This is a genomic window from Atopomonas hussainii (genome assembly GCF_900109735.1).
Lineage (GTDB): Bacteria > Pseudomonadota > Gammaproteobacteria > Pseudomonadales > Pseudomonadaceae > Atopomonas > Atopomonas hussainii.
Genome location: NZ_FOAS01000003.1, coordinates 249,617 through 264,806 on the forward strand (window position 1 = coordinate 249,617; position 15,190 = coordinate 264,806).

A 15,190-nucleotide genomic window follows, 5' to 3' on the forward strand; every position below is an offset into this window, starting at 1 on the left:
CCTGCCTCGGTGCTAAGGAGCCTCTGTGGATCTCGTTCTCGACCTGCTTGCTACGCTGTCGCGCTGGAGCCGCGGCCATCTGTACGACATCTCGCTGGCGATTATGGCCACCCTGTTTGTGTTGTTTGGCCCGGGGATTAACGACAGCGTGCGCCGCGCCATCAGCAGCTGGAATTTCTTCCTGCGCACCTTGGCCTTCGTGCTGGTGTGTGCGTTGGGCTATGGCTTGGCGATTATCTTCTTAACCCCGTTTCTGGCCCAAGCGCTAGGCTATTTCAACAACTACACCTTGGCGCCGGTGCTGTTGCTGATTTTCTTCTTAATTGGCGTGTTGGCCGACCGTAGCTAACACCGGCCAGTAGCGCCCCTGCATGCCGGGCAGACAAAAGCGGCGCTAATAAAAAAGCCGAGGTCGCTTGCGCGCCTCGGCTTTTTGGTAGCTTAGCCAGCTGATTGAATCAGCGGCCTTCGCGGCGCAACGCCGAAGAGGTAAAGTCACGCGGGGTTAAGTCCGCGTTAAAGTTGTACATCTTCTCGTTGTTATCCAGACCATCGACCAAGAAGCGGCTGCCTTTAAAGTCGTAAGTGACTTCTAAGGTGCTGGTCATCAGCGGCACTTCGTAATAGTTGATCGGATGCACTTCCTGGGCACCAACTAGCTTCTGGCCGTCTTCGTCGTAGAGATCAACAGACAGAATCTGCCAGCTGTCTTCATCCAGATAGAAACGGCGCTTGCCATGCACATGGCTATGCCCCGGGCGCAAAGCGGCTTCCACCACCCACACACGGTGCAGCTCGTAACGCAGCAGGCTGTCGTTGACGTGTTTCTTCTGCACGATCTCGTCGTACTTCAAGCCTTTCTGGTGCACCTTGTAGCTGTTGTACGGCACGAGCATTTCTTTCTTGCCGACCAAGGTCCACTCGTACTTATCCGGCGCACCGTTGTACACGTCCACAGTGTCGGCCAAGCCGATGCCGTTGGTGTCTGGCTGCAGGCTGTCGTAAGCCAGCTTCGGCAGACGGCGCACACGGCGCTGGCCGACGTCATAGCGCCAGGCCTTACGAATGGCCAGCACCTGATCCAAAGGCTCCTGCACTACTAACGCAGAACCAGCGACTTTTGCCGGCGCGGTAATGCGGTACTTGTAGTAGAACAAGGTGTTGTCCAAGTCGCCGGGAGTAATCCCCTCGCGACCATAGACAAAGTAGGCGTAACGCTCCTGACGCTGCAGGTTGAAATCACCATTGGCCAATACCGCCGCCATGTTGGTGTTCATTTCCAGGCTTTCGCCGCGATAACGCATGATGTGGTTCCAGATCACTTCCAGTCCTTCTTGCGGGATTGGGAAGGGAATGCCGGAGGCCACACCCTGCACGCCATTACCGTTGGCAATTAACTCGCCGTTGGTGGCGTTATAGCGGGTAGCGTCATAGATGCGCTGCGGCGCCGAAGCACTGCGGCGCGTGGGGTAGACGCGCATTTTGTAGTCAGGATTGTCTTTGAGCAGCTGCTGCAAGCCCAACGGCACGCGCTCGGCGTGTGCGCCTAGGCTGGCCGCATCCACTTCAAACACCGGCACATCGGCAGCATACGGATCAGGATGGTGATCACCCACCTGATAGCCGGCAACCGGCTTAGTGATACCGCCTGTCCACGCCGGGATACTGGCCTCGGCGTTACCGGCTTTTTCGCCACCCAGCGGGGTGAGATCTTGACCTAAGCGCTGTGCCTGGCCCTCATCCACCTTGGCTTGGGCGGTTAATGCCAGCGACAGGCTGGCTGCTGCAATAACCACTCGTTTTAACACTGTAAAATCCCTCATCGATAATCGGGTGCCTGTGCCCTTTGTTGAAGTGTAGTTGGGCTTTGGCTTTTAGCGTTTTGGTGAGGGCCATCCTGGCGCTGGCTTTAGCCAGTCTTATGCTCCCGCAGGCGGCAAACGGCTTAGCGCGCCGCTTTGCCCTGCGGGCAGGCGTACCAAGTCATTCGGTACGCGTGAACTTCAAATCCCAAACGCCGTGGCCTAAGCGCTCGCCACGGGCTTCAAACTTGGTCAGCGGGCGCTCGGCGGGGCGCTCGATGTAGGCGCCGTCAGCCGCCTGGTTCTGATAGCCGGGCGCGGCGCTCAGCACCTCGAGCATATGTTCAGCATAGGGCTGCCAATCGGTCGCCATGTGCAGTACGCCGCCGACTTTCAGCTTGCGTCGTACCAGCTCGGCAAACGCCGGCTGCACAATGCGCCGTTTGTGGTGACGGCTTTTATGCCACGGATCGGGGAAGAACAGCATCAGCCGCGCCAAGCTGGCATCGGGCACGCACTGCTCTAACACAGCGATAGCATCTTCATTGTAGACACGCAGGTTATCGACCTCTTCGGCCAGCGCGCTGGCGAGCAAAGCACCAACGCCCGGCTTGTGCACTTCCACACCGATAAACGCCTGCTCAGGCGCGGCTTTGGCCATGGCCAGCAGGGACTGACCCATGCCAAAACCAATCTCCAGCGTCACTGGCTTATCGGCAAACAGCTCGGTGTAGTTCAGTGCACCTTCGGCCACGGTTAACCCGTAACGCGGCCAGCCTTGCTCGATACCGCGGGTTTGCCCGACAGTCATGCGCCCTTGGCGCAACACAAAGCTACGGATACTGCGGCGCGGCGCCTGACTATCGTCGGCGCCTGGTTGGTCGACTTCTTGACTCATATCTTTCTCAGCGAATCAGGCCATCTAACGGCGATGACGCCTGGGCATACAATTTGCGCGGCATGCGACCGGCGAGGAAGGCTTGGCGGCCAGCAATAATGGCGTGTTTCATGGCCTCGGCCATCAGCACCGGGTGCTGCGCATGGGCAATGGCGCTGTTCATCAGCACGGCTTCGCAGCCTAACTCCATGGCAATCGCCGCATCAGAGGCGGTACCCACACCGGCATCCACCAGCACCGGCACGGTGGCTTCTTCCAGAATGATCTGCAGGTTGTACGGATTGCAGATCCCCAGACCTGAGCCGATCAAACCGGCCAAGGGCATCACTGCCACGCAGCCCATTTGTGCCAGCTGGCGAGCGATGATCGGGTCATCGCTGGTGTAGACCATCACTTTAAAGCCGTCTTTGATCAGCTCTTCGGCAGCTTTTAAGGTTTCCACCACATTGGGGAACAGGGTCTTTTGGTCGGCCAGCACTTCCAACTTGACCAAGTCGTGACCATCCAATAATTCACGCGCCAAACGGCAGGTGCGCACTGCTTCAACCGCATCGAAGCAGCCGGCGGTGTTGGGCAGAATGGTGTACTTGTCGGGGCTGATCACGTCCAACAAGTTCGGCTCATTGGGGTTCTGGCCGATGTTGGTGCGGCGCACGGCCACGGTCACGATCTCGGCGCCGGAGGCTTCAATCGCCACGCGGGTTTCTTCGAGGTCTTTGTATTTGCCGGTGCCAATCAGCAGGCGCGACTGGTATTCGCGGCCGGCCAGCGTTAGCGGCTTATCAAAAGGCTGTGCGGTCATGAGGCTCTCGCTTAGCCGCCACCAATGGCATGCACCACTTCCACGTGATCACCTTCGGCAAGCACGGTGCTGGCATGCGCGCTGCGCGGCACGATTTCCTGATTGCGCTCCACCGCCACCCGTTTGCCGGTTAACCCCAACTGCGCCAGCAACTCGGCAATGCTGAGCGCCGCGGGCAACGTATGGGCTTGACCATTAAGGGTGATCTGCATCGAGCACAACCAGAAGTGTTGGACAAAAGGGCCGATATTCTAGCCTGAACGACCAGTCAGGCCCAAATCAGCGTGAGCGCCAAGCAAACCACGCCAGCGACGCCCAACCGATCAGAAACGCCACGCCGCCGAACGGGGTGATCATGCCTAAACTGCGCACGCCGCTAAGCGTCAGCGCGTACAGGCTGCCGGAAAACAGCAAGATGCCGAGCGTAAAGCCCCACGCCGCGATGCGCAGGCTGCGCGCCGGGTTCTTTGCCAGCAGCATAGCGACGGCCAGCAGCGCCAAAGCATGCACCATCTGATAATGCACGCCGGTCTGAAACACCGTGAGGTACTCGGCCGACAGCACATTACGCAGCCCGTGCGCGGCAAACGCGCCCAACCCTACAGCCAAAAAACCGGCCACGGCGGCCACCAACAAAGCCCAACGCTGCATGCGCCCCACTCCACAGACCTGACTCAACGGGCGGCTATAATGCCAGCTTTTCGCCACGGCCAACTCTAGATGTTTAAACGCCTGCTGCGCCTGCTCGGCAAACTCTTCGGCCTTCTGCTGCTGGTCAGCGCCCTCGCGGTATTGGCGCTGCGCTGGGTTGATCCGCCGGGCAGCTTGTTGATGCTCGAGCGCGCCTTAGAAGCCCGCGAGGCAGGCCGCAGCCTGACCTTACAGCGCCAATGGCGCGACTGGGACGAACTGCCCGACGACCTAAAAATGGCCGTGATTGCCGCCGAAGACCAACGTTTTGCCGAGCACTGGGGCTTTGATGTGAGCGCTATCGCGGCGGCGGTTAAGCACAACGCACAAGGCGGCAGCCTGCGTGGTGCCAGCACACTCAGCCAACAGTTAGCCAAAAACCTGTTTCTCTGGTCGGGCCGCAGTTGGCCGCGCAAAGCGCTGGAAGCGTGGTTTACCTTACTGCTGGAAGTGCTGCTACCTAAACAGCGCATTCTGGAGCTGTACTTAAACACCGTGGAATGGGGCGACGGCGTTTTTGGCGCCGATGCCGCTGCGCGTTATCACTTTGGCAGCCAAGCGCCGTATTTATCCGCCGAGCAAAGCAGCCTGCTGGCGGCCATTCTGCCTAATCCTCGCCAGCGCTCCGCCGCCGCGCCGAGCGCCGGCACACGCCAGCGTGCACAGTGGATTCGCCGCCAAGTTCGCCAACTCGGCGGCAGCCACTACTTAAATCAACTAGAGCGCCCTACGCTGAACTGGCGGGCCTATTTGCCCAGCTGGGCCACAGACTGGCGTTAAGGGGTGAGATCGTCTGGGGCGACAAACCGCAGCAGGCGCACGGTCTCATCGCCAACCCGTGCCGTAAGGCCTTCTTTGGGATACACCCACGCCTCTTCGCCTTCCAGCGGCAGCTTTAACTTGGCACGCCCAAAACTGCCTTCCAGTGCTTCCTGATGCGGCTCCGGCTCACCGCGCAGATTGATTGCCTGCACCAGATGACTGCCAAGCTGATCGGCCAACGCGGCGCTGAGCGGCTCGGCCGGCTTGCCACGCGCAACGCCGCTGGCCTTGGCCAAGCTCTGCCGCTCCTCTGCCGTTAACGCTAACTCAGCCACCAACTGCCAAGACTGCTCATCGGCCTCCCATTCGCTATGCCAAGTCAGCACCGCGCCTTCGAGACTGGCTTCCACATACAGCTCACCGGGCAAGTGTGCGCGCAGATCGTGCAAGCTGAGTTGCTGCTGTTTCAGTGCTGGCAGCACTGGCTCAAGCTTATCCAACCCCGCCAACGCAGCCGTCGCCTTAAAGCTCGACAGCCACATACCAAAGGCAAAGCCAAGCATGGCCAGCGCGGCAATCAGCAGGTAATGACGAGGGCGAAGAAACATGCAATTTCCTTGAGGCAAAGAAAAACCGCACGTTCAGTTCAGCTGTAACGTGCGGTTTTTAGGCTTCCAGCTTAAGCGACGAGCTGGCCTTTAAGCTTGTTCAGCGCGTTCTTTTCTAGCTGACGAATACGCTCGGCAGACACCTGATAGCGCTCGGCCAATTCATGCAGGGTAGCCTTTTCTTCGGCCAACCAGCGCTGGTAAAGAATATCGCGACTGCGATCATCCAAACCCTGTAACGCCGTATGCAGGTTGTTGTTGGCGCTCTCGGTCCAGTCAGCATCTTCTAAGAGTTGCGACGGATCGGCGCTGTGGTCTTCCAAGTAATACGCCGGCGCCTGATAAGCACTGTCGTCATCGGCATCGTTCGGCGCGTCGAAGGCCATATCGTGACCCGACAGGCGCGATTCCATCTCACGCACATCGCGCACTTCAACGCCTAAGTCTTGCGCCACGGCATGCGCTTCGTCGTTGTTCAGCCAGCCCAAGCCTTTCTTCGCGCGGCGCAGGTTGAAGAACAACTTACGCTGCGCCTTGGTGGTGGCGACTTTAACGATGCGCCAGTTGCGCAGAATAAATTCGTGAATCTCGGCCTTGATCCAGTGCACGGCAAACGACACCAAGCGCACGCCCATTTCCGGGTTGAAGCGCTTGACCGCCTTCATCAGGCCGACATTACCTTCTTGCACTAAATCGGCTTGGGCCAAGCCATAGCCAGAGTAGCTACGAGCGATGTGCACAACAAAACGCAGGTGCGACATCACGAGTTGACGAGCGGCATCCAGATCTTGCTGGTAGTAGAGACGCTCGGCCAGCTCGCGCTCCTGCTCTACCGACAACAGCGGAATGCTATTGACCGTAGAAACGTAAGCCTCGAGATTCGCCCCCGGGACTAGCGTGTGGACAGGTTGCAAAGCGGTGGTCATAAAGCCCCTCCAATGAGAATTGCGCAGCGAGTGTAGCACTGCCTCATCAGACACGGAACCTCAGGGCAAGTTCAAGACGCGCCTTGTTAGCAAATATTTCGTTGTGATTTCAGGCAGTTACTGCACTTGTGCTTCTAGCTCGCGCAGATGCCGACCAACGGCAAGCCAGGCGCCGCAGTAGCCGAGCATCACCGAACCTAGCATCAGCAGCAGACCTTCTTCCACCGGCACACCAATCAAGGCGAAATCGCTCTGATACAGACCTGCCAAACGCACCACCGCATCGTTCAGCCAACTCAAGCCAAACGCCAGCAGTACCCAAGCGATTAAACCGGCGCCAAAGCCATACAGCACGCCGATGTACAGAAACGGCCGCCGCACATAGCCATCGGTGCCGCCGACCAGCTTGATCACTTCGATCTCTTGTCGGCGCCCTTCAATGGCCAAGCGAATCGTGTTGCCCACCACCAGCAGCAAGCCGGCGATCAGCAACAAGGCAATGCCAAACACAAAGCGCTGACCGAGACTCAGCATGGCTGCCAAGCGCTCGACCCACGCCAAGTCCAATTGCGCCTGCGCTACACCGGGCAGGCCTTGCAGCTCGCTGAGCAAAGCCTCGAGCCCGGCACGTTCGACTTCTTTCGGGGTGACCACAATCAGTGCTGGCAGCGGGTTTTCTGGCAACTCTTTCAGCGCCTCGCCTAAACCAGATTGCTGCTGAAACTCGGCCAGCGCCTGCTCACGACTGATCAGCTCGACATCGGCCACATGCGCCATATCGGCGATACGCAGGCTTAACGCTTGGCTTTCGGCCTCAGGCAAACGCAGTTCTAGGAACACGCTGATTTGCGCGGCGCGCTGCCACGAGCCGCCGAGTTTTTCCAGGCTATCGAGCAATAAACCCATGCCCATCGGCAAGCTCAAAGCGATGCCCATCACCAACCAGGTTAATAAGGTTGAAATCGGCTGCGCCCACAGGCGGCCGACGCTGTCGTGCAAGCTGGCTTTATGACTGCGCCCGTAAGCACGCAGGGTTTCGCGCCAGCCATGCTGATCGCGCTTAGCACCACGTTTAGCGGGACGCGCGGCGGCCGCTTCTTGGCCGATTTTTTGCGGTTTGTCGCTCATCAGCCGCTCTCCCCGTCGCCAATAATGCGCCCGCGCTGCAAGGTCAGCAGGCGGTGGCGCATACGCGCAATCAACGCTAAGTCGTGACTGGCCACCAGCACCGTAGTGCCGGCGCGGTGGAAGTCTTCAAACAGGCCCATGATTTCCGCCGCCAAACGCGGGTCGAGGTTACCGGTCGGCTCATCGGCGAGCAGCAGTGCCGGCTTATGCACCACGGCACGGGCGATGCCGACGCGCTGTTGCTCACCGGTGGAGATATCCTGCGGCAGACATTTTTCTTTACGCAGCAGGCCGACCTTATCCAACGCGGCATGCACGCGCTTGGTCATTTGCTCGCGCGACAAGCCGAGAATTTGCAGCGGCAGCGCGACGTTTTCAAACACACTGCGATCAGGCAGCAGGCGGTGGTTTTGGAACACCACGCCGATCTGCCGACGCAGAAAAGGAATCTGCGCGTGAGTGATTTCGCTGATGTCTTGCCCAGCGAGAAGAATCTTGCCGGCGTCGGCTTTCTCCAACGCCAGAATCAGCTTGAGTAGGGTACTTTTACCGGCGCCCGAGTGCCCGGTGACGAACACCATCTCGCCACGGTGCACACGGAAACTGACATCCACCAGGCCCGTATGACCATTGGGATAACGCTTACCGACCTGCTCGAAGCGGATCATCCGTTGGCGACTCCGGCAAACAGGGCGCGCACAAAGTCATCGGCGACAAACGGACGCAGGTCGTCGATACCTTCGCCGACGCCGATGTAACGAATCGGCAGCTTCATTTGTTGCGCCAAGGCGAAGATCACCCCGCCTTTCGCGGTGCCATCGAGTTTGGTCAGCGCCAGGCCGGTGAGGTTTACCGCCTGATTAAACTGCTTGGCTTGGTTGAGGGCGTTTTGCCCGGTGCCGGCATCCAGCACCAAGAGCACTTCGTGCGGCGCGCTGCTATCGAGCTTGCCCATCACACGTTTTACTTTTTTCAGCTCTTCCATGAGGTTGTCTTTGTTGTGCAGACGGCCTGCGGTGTCGGCGATCAGCACATCACAACCACGCGACTTAGCCGCCTGCACGGCATCAAAAATCACTGAGGCGGAATCGGCGCCGGTGTGCTGAGCGATCACCGGAATCTGGTTACGCTCGCCCCACACTTGCAGCTGCTCAACAGCCGCGGCGCGAAAGGTATCGCCAGCGGCCAACATGACTTTCTTGCCGTCTTGTTGCAGCTTCTTAGCCAGCTTACCGATGGTGGTGGTTTTGCCCACGCCATTTACACCGACGACCAAGATCACGTAAGGACTGGCACCGGCAATCTGTAGCGGTTGTTCAACCGGCTTAAGCAGCGCGGCCAGTTCTTTTTGCAGGGCTTGGAACAGGCCGTCGGCGTCGGTTAAGTCTTTACGCTCAACCTGCCAAGTGAGGTTTTCCATGATCACGCGGGTGGCTTCGACACCGACGTCGGAGGTCAGCAGGCGGGTTTCGATCTCTTCCAGCAGGTCGTCATCAATCACCCGACGACCGAGGAACATGCTCGCCATACCCTCGCCGAGGGTGGCGCCAGTCTTGGACAGGCCTTGCTTTAAGCGATTAAAGAAGCCGGCTTTTTCTTCCGCGGGGCGGGCGGCGGGCTGCTCAACCTTTGCGGCGGGTTGCGCTGCTGATGCAGGTGCGGCTGGTGCGCTTTCGGCAGAGGTTTCAGCGGCGGCGTCTTTCTTGCGACCCCAGCCAAACAAGCCTTTGCGCTCTTCACTGGCTTGGGGTTTGTTGTCGTCTTTGGAACCAAACATGGGTGAACTCGTCGTGCGGCAGGCCATGCCTGCCCTGAAAAGAACACGAGCGCCCAGACCTTGCCTGCGCGCTCGGACAGTAACTGGCTGCCATAGTACCTGCTTGTGGCCGTAAAGGTGATGTCCGGCGACAAAACTGCGCTATTGGCCGGCCAGTATCGGCGGTAATACCTCAAGTAATTTGTCGACCTTCAGCGGCGAACGCAGAAAACCGTGCAAGGCGCCATCCGGCCCCACCAAGGCCACATTACCGCCGTGGTCGACGGTGTAATTGGGCTTACTGGTATCGGCGGGAATAAACGGAATGCCCAGCACGGTAGCCAACTCTTGGGTTTGCGCTAAGTCACCGGTTAACCCGGCAAAGCCGGCATCGAAGAAGCTTAAGTATTGCTTGAGCTGCTGCGGGGTATCGCGCGCGGGGTCTACGCTGACTAGCACCACCTGCATGCGCTGTTTAAGCGCCTCAGGCAAGCGGCTTTGCAGCTGGCGCAGCTCGGCCAAGGTAGTCGGGCAAATATCCGGGCAGAAGGTGTAGCCAAAAAACACCAAACGCCACTTACCGGTGAGCTGACTAACGTCCTGCGGCTGGCCTTCGGCATTGATAAAGGTCAGCGCCGGTAATGCACGGTGCGTAGTCAGCATCACTAAACCGGCATCCAGCTGCGCTGGTTTAGCTTGGCTTTCGCCACCGCTTAAGACTTTTTGAATGGTTAAGCCCAGCACCACGGCGATCACCGCCAACAGCACGGCGACCGTCTTTTGCACATTGCTCATAGATGAATTACCCCCTGCCAGTAATGATCTACCAGCAGGGCGATAAACAGCAAAAACAAATAAGTGATGGAGTACTTAAACAGCCCTATGGCGGCGTGCGGCTTAGTGTCGCACCACAGCGCCCACGCCCCATCGAGGAACTTCGCGCCCAGCGCCACGGCGGCGACTAGATAAATCAGCCCGCTCATGTGAATCACAAAGGGCAGCAGGCTGATGGCGAACAAAATCAGGCTATACAGCACGATATGCAGCTTGGTGTAACGCTCGCCGTGGGTCACTGGAAGCATGGGAATATCTGCCTTGGCGTATTCGGCCTTGCGGTGAATGGCCAGCGCCCAGAAGTGCGGCGGCGTCCAAGCGAAGATAATCAGCACTAACAGCAGCGGCTCGGCGCTGACTTGGCCCGTTACGGCGACCCAACCCAGTAGCGGCGGCGCAGCACCGGCCAGCCCGCCGATCACAATGTTCTGCGGCGTGGCGCGCTTTAAAAAACCTGTATACAGCGCGGCATAACCCAATAGCGAGGCCAAGGTCAGCCACAGGGTCAGCGGGTTAGTAAACACCAGCAGCAAGGCGCTGCCGCAGGCGGTGAGCAGCGCGGCAAACAAGATAACCTGCAACGGCGCCAAGCGGCCCTGCGCCACCGGGCGCTTCTGCGTGCGCGCCATGATGCTGTCGATACGCCGGTCGACCAAGTGATTGATCGCCGCTGCCGCACCGGCGCACAAGCCGATACCGGCATTGCCGAACAACAACACCTGCCAACTCACCCAGCCCTCGGTGGCCAGCAACATGCCGATCAGCGAGGTGATCAGCATTAATAGCACCACCTTGGGCTTGGTCAGCTCTAGATAGTCCTGCCAGCGCAGCGGGGCTGCGTGGTTTTGCGCGCTAGAGAGAATGGCCATGGGCATACTCCTTTATTGTTATTCGCTGTTGTTCGTTGTGCTTGCTGTTAAGCCGGCTGTAACACCCGGCTGCGCTGTAGTTCGTTGGCCGGTTGGCGCAAGCGGTAATTGATCGCCACCAACATGATCAGTAACGCCGCACCGCCGGCGTTATGCGCAACCGCGACTGCCAACGGCAGATGCAGCAGCACATTGCTTATCCCCAGCGAAACCTGCACGACCAACAACAGCGCTAGGGCTTGGGCCAAACCGGTTAACCGCGCCCGCCACAGTGCGGCAATCAGCAGCAGTAACAACGCACTAACCAAGATCGCACCTAGGCGGTGGCTGACATGAATCGCGGTGCGTGCATCGCTATCGAGCTGGCCGCCTAAATAGTTCGGCCCGATGTGCTGGGTGAGGTGAAAACCATTGGCGAAGTCCATTGCCGGCCACCATTCACCGTGGCAGGTGGGCAAATCGACGCAGGCTACGGCGGCGTAATTACTGCTCACCCAGCCACCCAGCGCCACTTGGCCGAGCACCGCCAACAAGCCGGCCGCGGCTAAACCGCGCAGCGCCTGCGTGGGCGGTTTTTTCAGCGCTGGCCAGCGCCCGGATAACCGCAAGGTCAGCAAGGCCTGCAAGCTAAGGGTGGTAAAGCCTCCGAGCAAATGCGCGGTCACCACTTGCGGCCAGAGCTTTAGGGTGACCGTCCACATACCAAAGGCGGCTTGTACGATCACCACCGCCAGCAGCAGCAGGGGCAGCTTCACCGGCTGGTCGGCAACGTCGCGGCGGCGCCATGCGAACAGTGCCTGCGCCAGAATCAACAGGCCTAAGGTGCCGGCAAAATAGCGGTGCACCATTTCGTTCCAGCCTTTTTCTTCCTCTACCGGCGCATGCGGAAAATGCTCGGCGGCATGCGCTAGCTGATCTTCTGTTTGCGGCACGCCGATAAAGCCATAGCAACCCGGCCAGTCAGGGCAACCGAGCCCCGCATGGGTGAGCCTTGTGTACGCGCCCAACATCACTACCAGTGCGGCCAACACGGTGGCGCACAGGGCTAAGGTAAAGCCTGCTTTACGCATAGGGGCCGCCTTATCCAATGTTGCTCAGCTTAAGCAGATGGCGCAGGTCGTTGAGCACTGGCTTGCCTTCGGTATCCGCGCCATAGCGCAGCACTAAGTTGCCATGCGGGTCGACCAACCACAGCTCGCTCGCGGCGCCTTGCGGGCCCTTACTGGGCAGGCTGTGCTGAATGATCTGCAATTTAGGGTCGTCGGTGCGCCACTGCGCTTGCTGCTGCGTGTCGGCGGCGGCCACCACTAAGGTGTGCGCCGCGCGATTGGCTTCACGGCCTAAGCCGATATGAATCTGCCGACTTAAATACAGCAGGCGTTCGCAGTCGCTATCGCAGGCTTGCGGCGCGGTGACTAGCAGCTGCCAGCGCCCTTCGCCCTCTTGCGGGTTGCTTAAGCCTAAGTCCTGCAGGGTCAGGCCGGGGCTGACCAGTTCGCCGTGATGGCTGCGCGACTGCGGCACGAAGAAGTCGCCGTAGTACATGGCGGTGGCCAGCACCATCGGCAGCACCGCCACGCCGACCAACGCCAGCAACTGCAAACGCCCGCGCCACAAGCTCGGCGTGGTTTCGGAAGGATTAGCGTGCGGCATGACGAGCTCCTCGATAAGACACAACGACTTGCCACGCGCTTAAGCACAGCAGCGCCAGCGCCAAGGCAAACCATTGCCAGGCGTAAGCGGTGTGTTTCGCGGGGCTCATATTGACGGGTGGCCAGCGGGTATCTAATGCCGCAGGGCCCGGAGTTAGGCGAACTTCGTAAGCAAAACCGGCGCGCCCAAGGCGCTGCCATAGCGTTTGAGGATTAGCCTCGGTGACTAAACGCGGCCAGCCTTGGCTGGGCGCCGCGCCGAGTTGTAGCGGGGTTTCGTGCGACTGATACACCCACGCAGTGAGGCTCAGCTGCGCCTCGGGTGTGTGTATGCGCGGCAGCTCACGGCGATCTTGCCAGCGCTGCCAGCCGCGATTGACCAGCAACCACAGGCCGCTGCGCTGATCGTAAAAGGGCTGTAACACCTCGACGCCCGGATGGCCGTCGCGCACGCGGTTATCCAGCAGCAGGGTATGTTCACTATCGAAGCGGCCTTGTAACTGCACGCGGCGATAGGCCAAGTCGCGTTGGCCTTCGAGGCTAACCAACGTTTGCGCGGGCAGCGCGCTGCGCGCTTGCCAGTTGGCCTCTAGCTGGCGTTTTTCGGCGGCACGCTCCAGCTGCCAAAAACCTAAGCCCAACAAGAGCGGCAGCAGCAATAACGGCAGCGCAATGCCCAACACACGCCACCATAGGCGCGGGCGGCGCTTGGCGGCTGGCATCTCAGCCGAGCTGGCTATACTGCTGCCTGTGTTCATCCTGCATCCCCCGGAGTCTGCCCATGCTGAAGCTGGTCATCGTCCTCTTGCTACTGGCGATCCTCGCCAGCTTGTTCAGCGGCCTAGTCTTTCTGGTGAAGGACGACAGCAGCCGCTCCCGCGTGGTCAATGCGCTCACCGTGCGCGTGGCTCTTACCGCGCTCACGGTGGCGCTGATTGCTTATGGCTTCTATAGCGGCCAATTGGTGTCGCATGTCACTTGGTGAGTGGGTTTAACCCCACTCACAACACATAAACGAAGATAAACAAACCGATCCACACCACATCGACGAAGTGCCAGTACCAGCTGGCCGCCTCAAAACCGAAGTGCTGCTCGGCATCGAAGTGCCCTTTCATAATGCGCACTAGCATCACCGCGAGGATGATCGCCCCCATGGTCACGTGGGCACCGTGAAAGCCGGTGAGCATGAAGAAGGTCGCGCCGTAGATGCCCGAGCCTAAGGTGAGGCCAAGCTCTTGGTAGGCGAAGATGTATTCCTCCACCTGCAAGGCCAAAAACGCCACGGCCAGCACCAGCGTCACCGCCAGCCAAGCCTTCAGCGCGCCGCGCTTGTTCTTCTTTAGCGCGTGATGGGCAAAGGTCACGGTGAAACTGGAGGTCACCAGCAAGATGGTGTTGATCAGCGGCAGCTGCCAGGCATCAATCACCGCGCTGGGTGGCGGGAAAAGCTTGTTATCGGGGTTCGACAGCAGCGGCCAGGTGAACTCGAAGCCTTCCCAGAGCATGTTGGTCACGCCCTTGTCGCCTTCCCCGCCCAGCCATGGGCCGGAAATAGTGCGCACATAAAACAGCGCACCGAAGAAGGCGACGAAGAACATCACCTCGGAGAAGATGAACCAGCTCATGCCCCAGCGGAACGAGCGGTCCATCTGCGCGCTGTACAGGCCGCCACGGCTTTCGCGGATCACATCGGCAAACCAGCCGTGCAGCATGTACGCCAAGAACAGCGCACCAACAAACATGATCAGCGGGCCGTTAGATTCGGCGCGCTCGGCGGATAAATCGTTAAACCACGCGCCCAAGCCATACAGCGTGGTGCTGAGGCCGATAGTGGCGATGATCGGCCACTTGCTTTGGGCGGGAACGTAATACTGCTCGTGGGTTTGGGACATGTTGTTCTCCTTATCGTCCGGCCACGGGAACCGGCGGCTTACGCGCAGTGATATCGAACAAGGTGTAGCCCAGCGTTAAGCGATGTACGTCGGCGGGCAGGTCGCGGTCGACAATAAAGCGCACCGGCATTTCGATGCGCTCGCCCGGCTGCAGCACTTGCTGGGTAAAGCAAAAACATTCGGTTTTATGAAAGTAAGCCGCCGCCTTAGACGGCGACACGCTGGGAATCGCCTGCGCCGTCATCGGCTTATCGGTGGGGTTATGCGCAATAAAGCGCATCTCCTGCACACTGCCGGGGCTGACCGTCAGCTGCGCCGCTACCGGCTCAAAACCCCAGACCATATCGGCGGCATTGGTGGCCACAAACTGCACTTTCACCTCGCGGCTGGCATCCACCTCGGCAGCGCCTTGGTAGGCGCTAGCGCTGGTTTTGCCGTTGATGCCGAACGCCTGACACATCACGTCGTAGATCGGCACCAAGGCAAAGCCGAAGGCAAACATCGCCACCACCACGCCACAGAGGCGCAGGGTGAGTTGGCCGATGGTGAGGGTTGATTCGCGCATGGCGAC

The 15,190-nt window shown here is 59.5% G+C and carries 20 protein-coding genes; 3 read left to right on the plus strand and 17 right to left on the minus strand.

Annotated features, from left to right (window positions below):
* Positions 1-25 precede the first annotated feature (25 nt).
* Positions 26-349: a DUF3392 domain-containing protein gene (locus tag BMX80_RS04210; protein WP_071873355.1), complete on the plus strand. Its 324-nt coding sequence runs from the start codon at positions 26-28 to the stop codon at positions 347-349.
* A 109-nt stretch (positions 350-458) separates the two neighbouring features.
* On the opposite strand, the gene BMX80_RS04215 is transcribed toward BMX80_RS04210, so the two are convergent.
* The 5 genes from BMX80_RS04215 to BMX80_RS04235 form a co-directional block, all read right to left on the minus strand.
* Positions 459-1,808 (minus strand): DUF1329 domain-containing protein, encoded by a 1,350-nt coding sequence (locus BMX80_RS04215; RefSeq protein WP_407922774.1) that lies wholly within the window; start codon positions 1,806-1,808, stop codon positions 459-461.
* Positions 1,809-1,983: 175 nt separating this feature from the next.
* Positions 1,984-2,700 carry a tRNA (guanosine(46)-N7)-methyltransferase TrmB gene (gene trmB, locus BMX80_RS04220; RefSeq protein ID WP_074865463.1) on the minus strand — a complete coding sequence of 239 codons (717 nt, stop codon included), beginning with the start codon at positions 2,698-2,700 and terminating at the stop codon, positions 1,984-1,986.
* A 7-nt stretch (positions 2,701-2,707) separates the two neighbouring features.
* Positions 2,708-3,502 carry a thiazole synthase gene (locus tag BMX80_RS04225; protein WP_074865466.1) on the minus strand — a complete coding sequence of 265 codons (795 nt, stop codon included), beginning with the start codon at positions 3,500-3,502 and terminating at the stop codon, positions 2,708-2,710.
* A gap of 11 nt (positions 3,503-3,513) precedes the next feature.
* Positions 3,514-3,714 (minus strand): sulfur carrier protein ThiS, encoded by a 201-nt coding sequence (thiS, locus tag BMX80_RS04230; protein ID WP_074865469.1) that lies wholly within the window; start codon positions 3,712-3,714, stop codon positions 3,514-3,516.
* A 67-nt stretch (positions 3,715-3,781) separates the two neighbouring features.
* Complete coding sequence (locus BMX80_RS04235; protein ID WP_074865472.1) at positions 3,782-4,153, minus strand: DUF423 domain-containing protein; 372 nt, start codon at positions 4,151-4,153, stop codon at positions 3,782-3,784.
* Between the two features lie 69 nt (positions 4,154-4,222).
* Between BMX80_RS04235 and mtgA the strand changes: the two genes are divergently transcribed.
* The gene (gene mtgA / locus BMX80_RS04240) at positions 4,223-4,972 is read left to right on the plus strand and encodes a monofunctional biosynthetic peptidoglycan transglycosylase (protein WP_074865476.1); all 750 of its coding nucleotides are present in this window, start codon (positions 4,223-4,225) and stop codon (positions 4,970-4,972) included.
* On the opposite strand, the gene BMX80_RS04245 is transcribed toward mtgA, so the two are convergent.
* The 10 genes from BMX80_RS04245 to BMX80_RS04290 all read right to left on the minus strand — a co-directional run bounded on the left by BMX80_RS04245 (position 4,969) and on the right by BMX80_RS04290 (position 13,485).
* Entirely contained in the window at positions 4,969-5,562 is a 594-nt protein-coding gene (locus tag BMX80_RS04245; RefSeq protein ID WP_074865479.1) for a hypothetical protein, read from the minus strand. The genes mtgA and BMX80_RS04245 overlap by 4 nt on opposite strands.
* Before the next feature lie 71 nt (positions 5,563-5,633).
* On the minus strand, positions 5,634-6,488 hold the full coding sequence (gene rpoH / locus BMX80_RS04250; RefSeq protein ID WP_074865482.1) for an RNA polymerase sigma factor RpoH: 855 nt from the start codon (positions 6,486-6,488) through the stop codon (positions 5,634-5,636).
* 117 nt (positions 6,489-6,605) lie between these two features.
* On the minus strand, positions 6,606-7,616 hold the full coding sequence (gene ftsX / locus BMX80_RS04255; protein ID WP_074865485.1) for a permease-like cell division protein FtsX: 1,011 nt from the start codon (positions 7,614-7,616) through the stop codon (positions 6,606-6,608).
* Positions 7,616-8,284 (minus strand): cell division ATP-binding protein FtsE, encoded by a 669-nt coding sequence (ftsE, locus tag BMX80_RS04260; protein ID WP_071873345.1) that lies wholly within the window; start codon positions 8,282-8,284, stop codon positions 7,616-7,618. The genes ftsX and ftsE overlap by 1 nt, the downstream gene beginning before the upstream one ends.
* Entirely contained in the window at positions 8,281-9,393 is a 1,113-nt protein-coding gene (ftsY, locus tag BMX80_RS04265; protein ID WP_074865488.1) for a signal recognition particle-docking protein FtsY, read from the minus strand. Before ftsY ends, ftsE begins: the two co-directional genes overlap by 4 nt.
* A gap of 141 nt (positions 9,394-9,534) precedes the next feature.
* Positions 9,535-10,167 carry an SCO family protein gene (locus tag BMX80_RS04270; RefSeq protein WP_074865491.1) on the minus strand — a complete coding sequence of 211 codons (633 nt, stop codon included), beginning with the start codon at positions 10,165-10,167 and terminating at the stop codon, positions 9,535-9,537.
* On the minus strand, positions 10,164-11,075 hold the full coding sequence (gene cyoE, locus BMX80_RS04275; RefSeq protein ID WP_071873342.1) for a heme o synthase: 912 nt from the start codon (positions 11,073-11,075) through the stop codon (positions 10,164-10,166). Before cyoE ends, BMX80_RS04270 begins: the two co-directional genes overlap by 4 nt.
* Before the next feature lie 47 nt (positions 11,076-11,122).
* The gene (locus BMX80_RS04280) at positions 11,123-12,145 is read right to left on the minus strand and encodes a COX15/CtaA family protein (RefSeq protein WP_074865494.1); all 1,023 of its coding nucleotides are present in this window, start codon (positions 12,143-12,145) and stop codon (positions 11,123-11,125) included.
* Between the two features lie 10 nt (positions 12,146-12,155).
* The gene (locus BMX80_RS04285; protein ID WP_074865497.1) at positions 12,156-12,728 is read right to left on the minus strand and encodes a hypothetical protein; all 573 of its coding nucleotides are present in this window, start codon (positions 12,726-12,728) and stop codon (positions 12,156-12,158) included.
* Positions 12,715-13,485: an SURF1 family protein gene (locus BMX80_RS04290; protein WP_235821600.1), complete on the minus strand. Its 771-nt coding sequence runs from the start codon at positions 13,483-13,485 to the stop codon at positions 12,715-12,717. Before BMX80_RS04290 ends, BMX80_RS04285 begins: the two co-directional genes overlap by 14 nt.
* Positions 13,486-13,508: 23 nt before the next feature.
* On the opposite strand from BMX80_RS04290, the gene BMX80_RS04295 reads away from it, so the two are divergent.
* Complete coding sequence (locus BMX80_RS04295; RefSeq protein ID WP_074865499.1) at positions 13,509-13,712, plus strand: twin transmembrane helix small protein; 204 nt, start codon at positions 13,509-13,511, stop codon at positions 13,710-13,712.
* 16 nt (positions 13,713-13,728) lie between these two features.
* Here the strand turns inward: BMX80_RS04295 and BMX80_RS04300 are convergent, their stop codons facing one another.
* Together BMX80_RS04300 and BMX80_RS04305 are read right to left on the minus strand one after the other, a co-directional pair.
* Positions 13,729-14,619: a cytochrome c oxidase subunit 3 gene (locus BMX80_RS04300; RefSeq protein WP_074865502.1), complete on the minus strand. Its 891-nt coding sequence runs from the start codon at positions 14,617-14,619 to the stop codon at positions 13,729-13,731.
* A 10-nt stretch (positions 14,620-14,629) separates the two neighbouring features.
* Complete coding sequence (locus BMX80_RS04305; protein WP_074865506.1) at positions 14,630-15,184, minus strand: cytochrome c oxidase assembly protein; 555 nt, start codon at positions 15,182-15,184, stop codon at positions 14,630-14,632.
* Positions 15,185-15,190 lie beyond the last annotated feature (6 nt).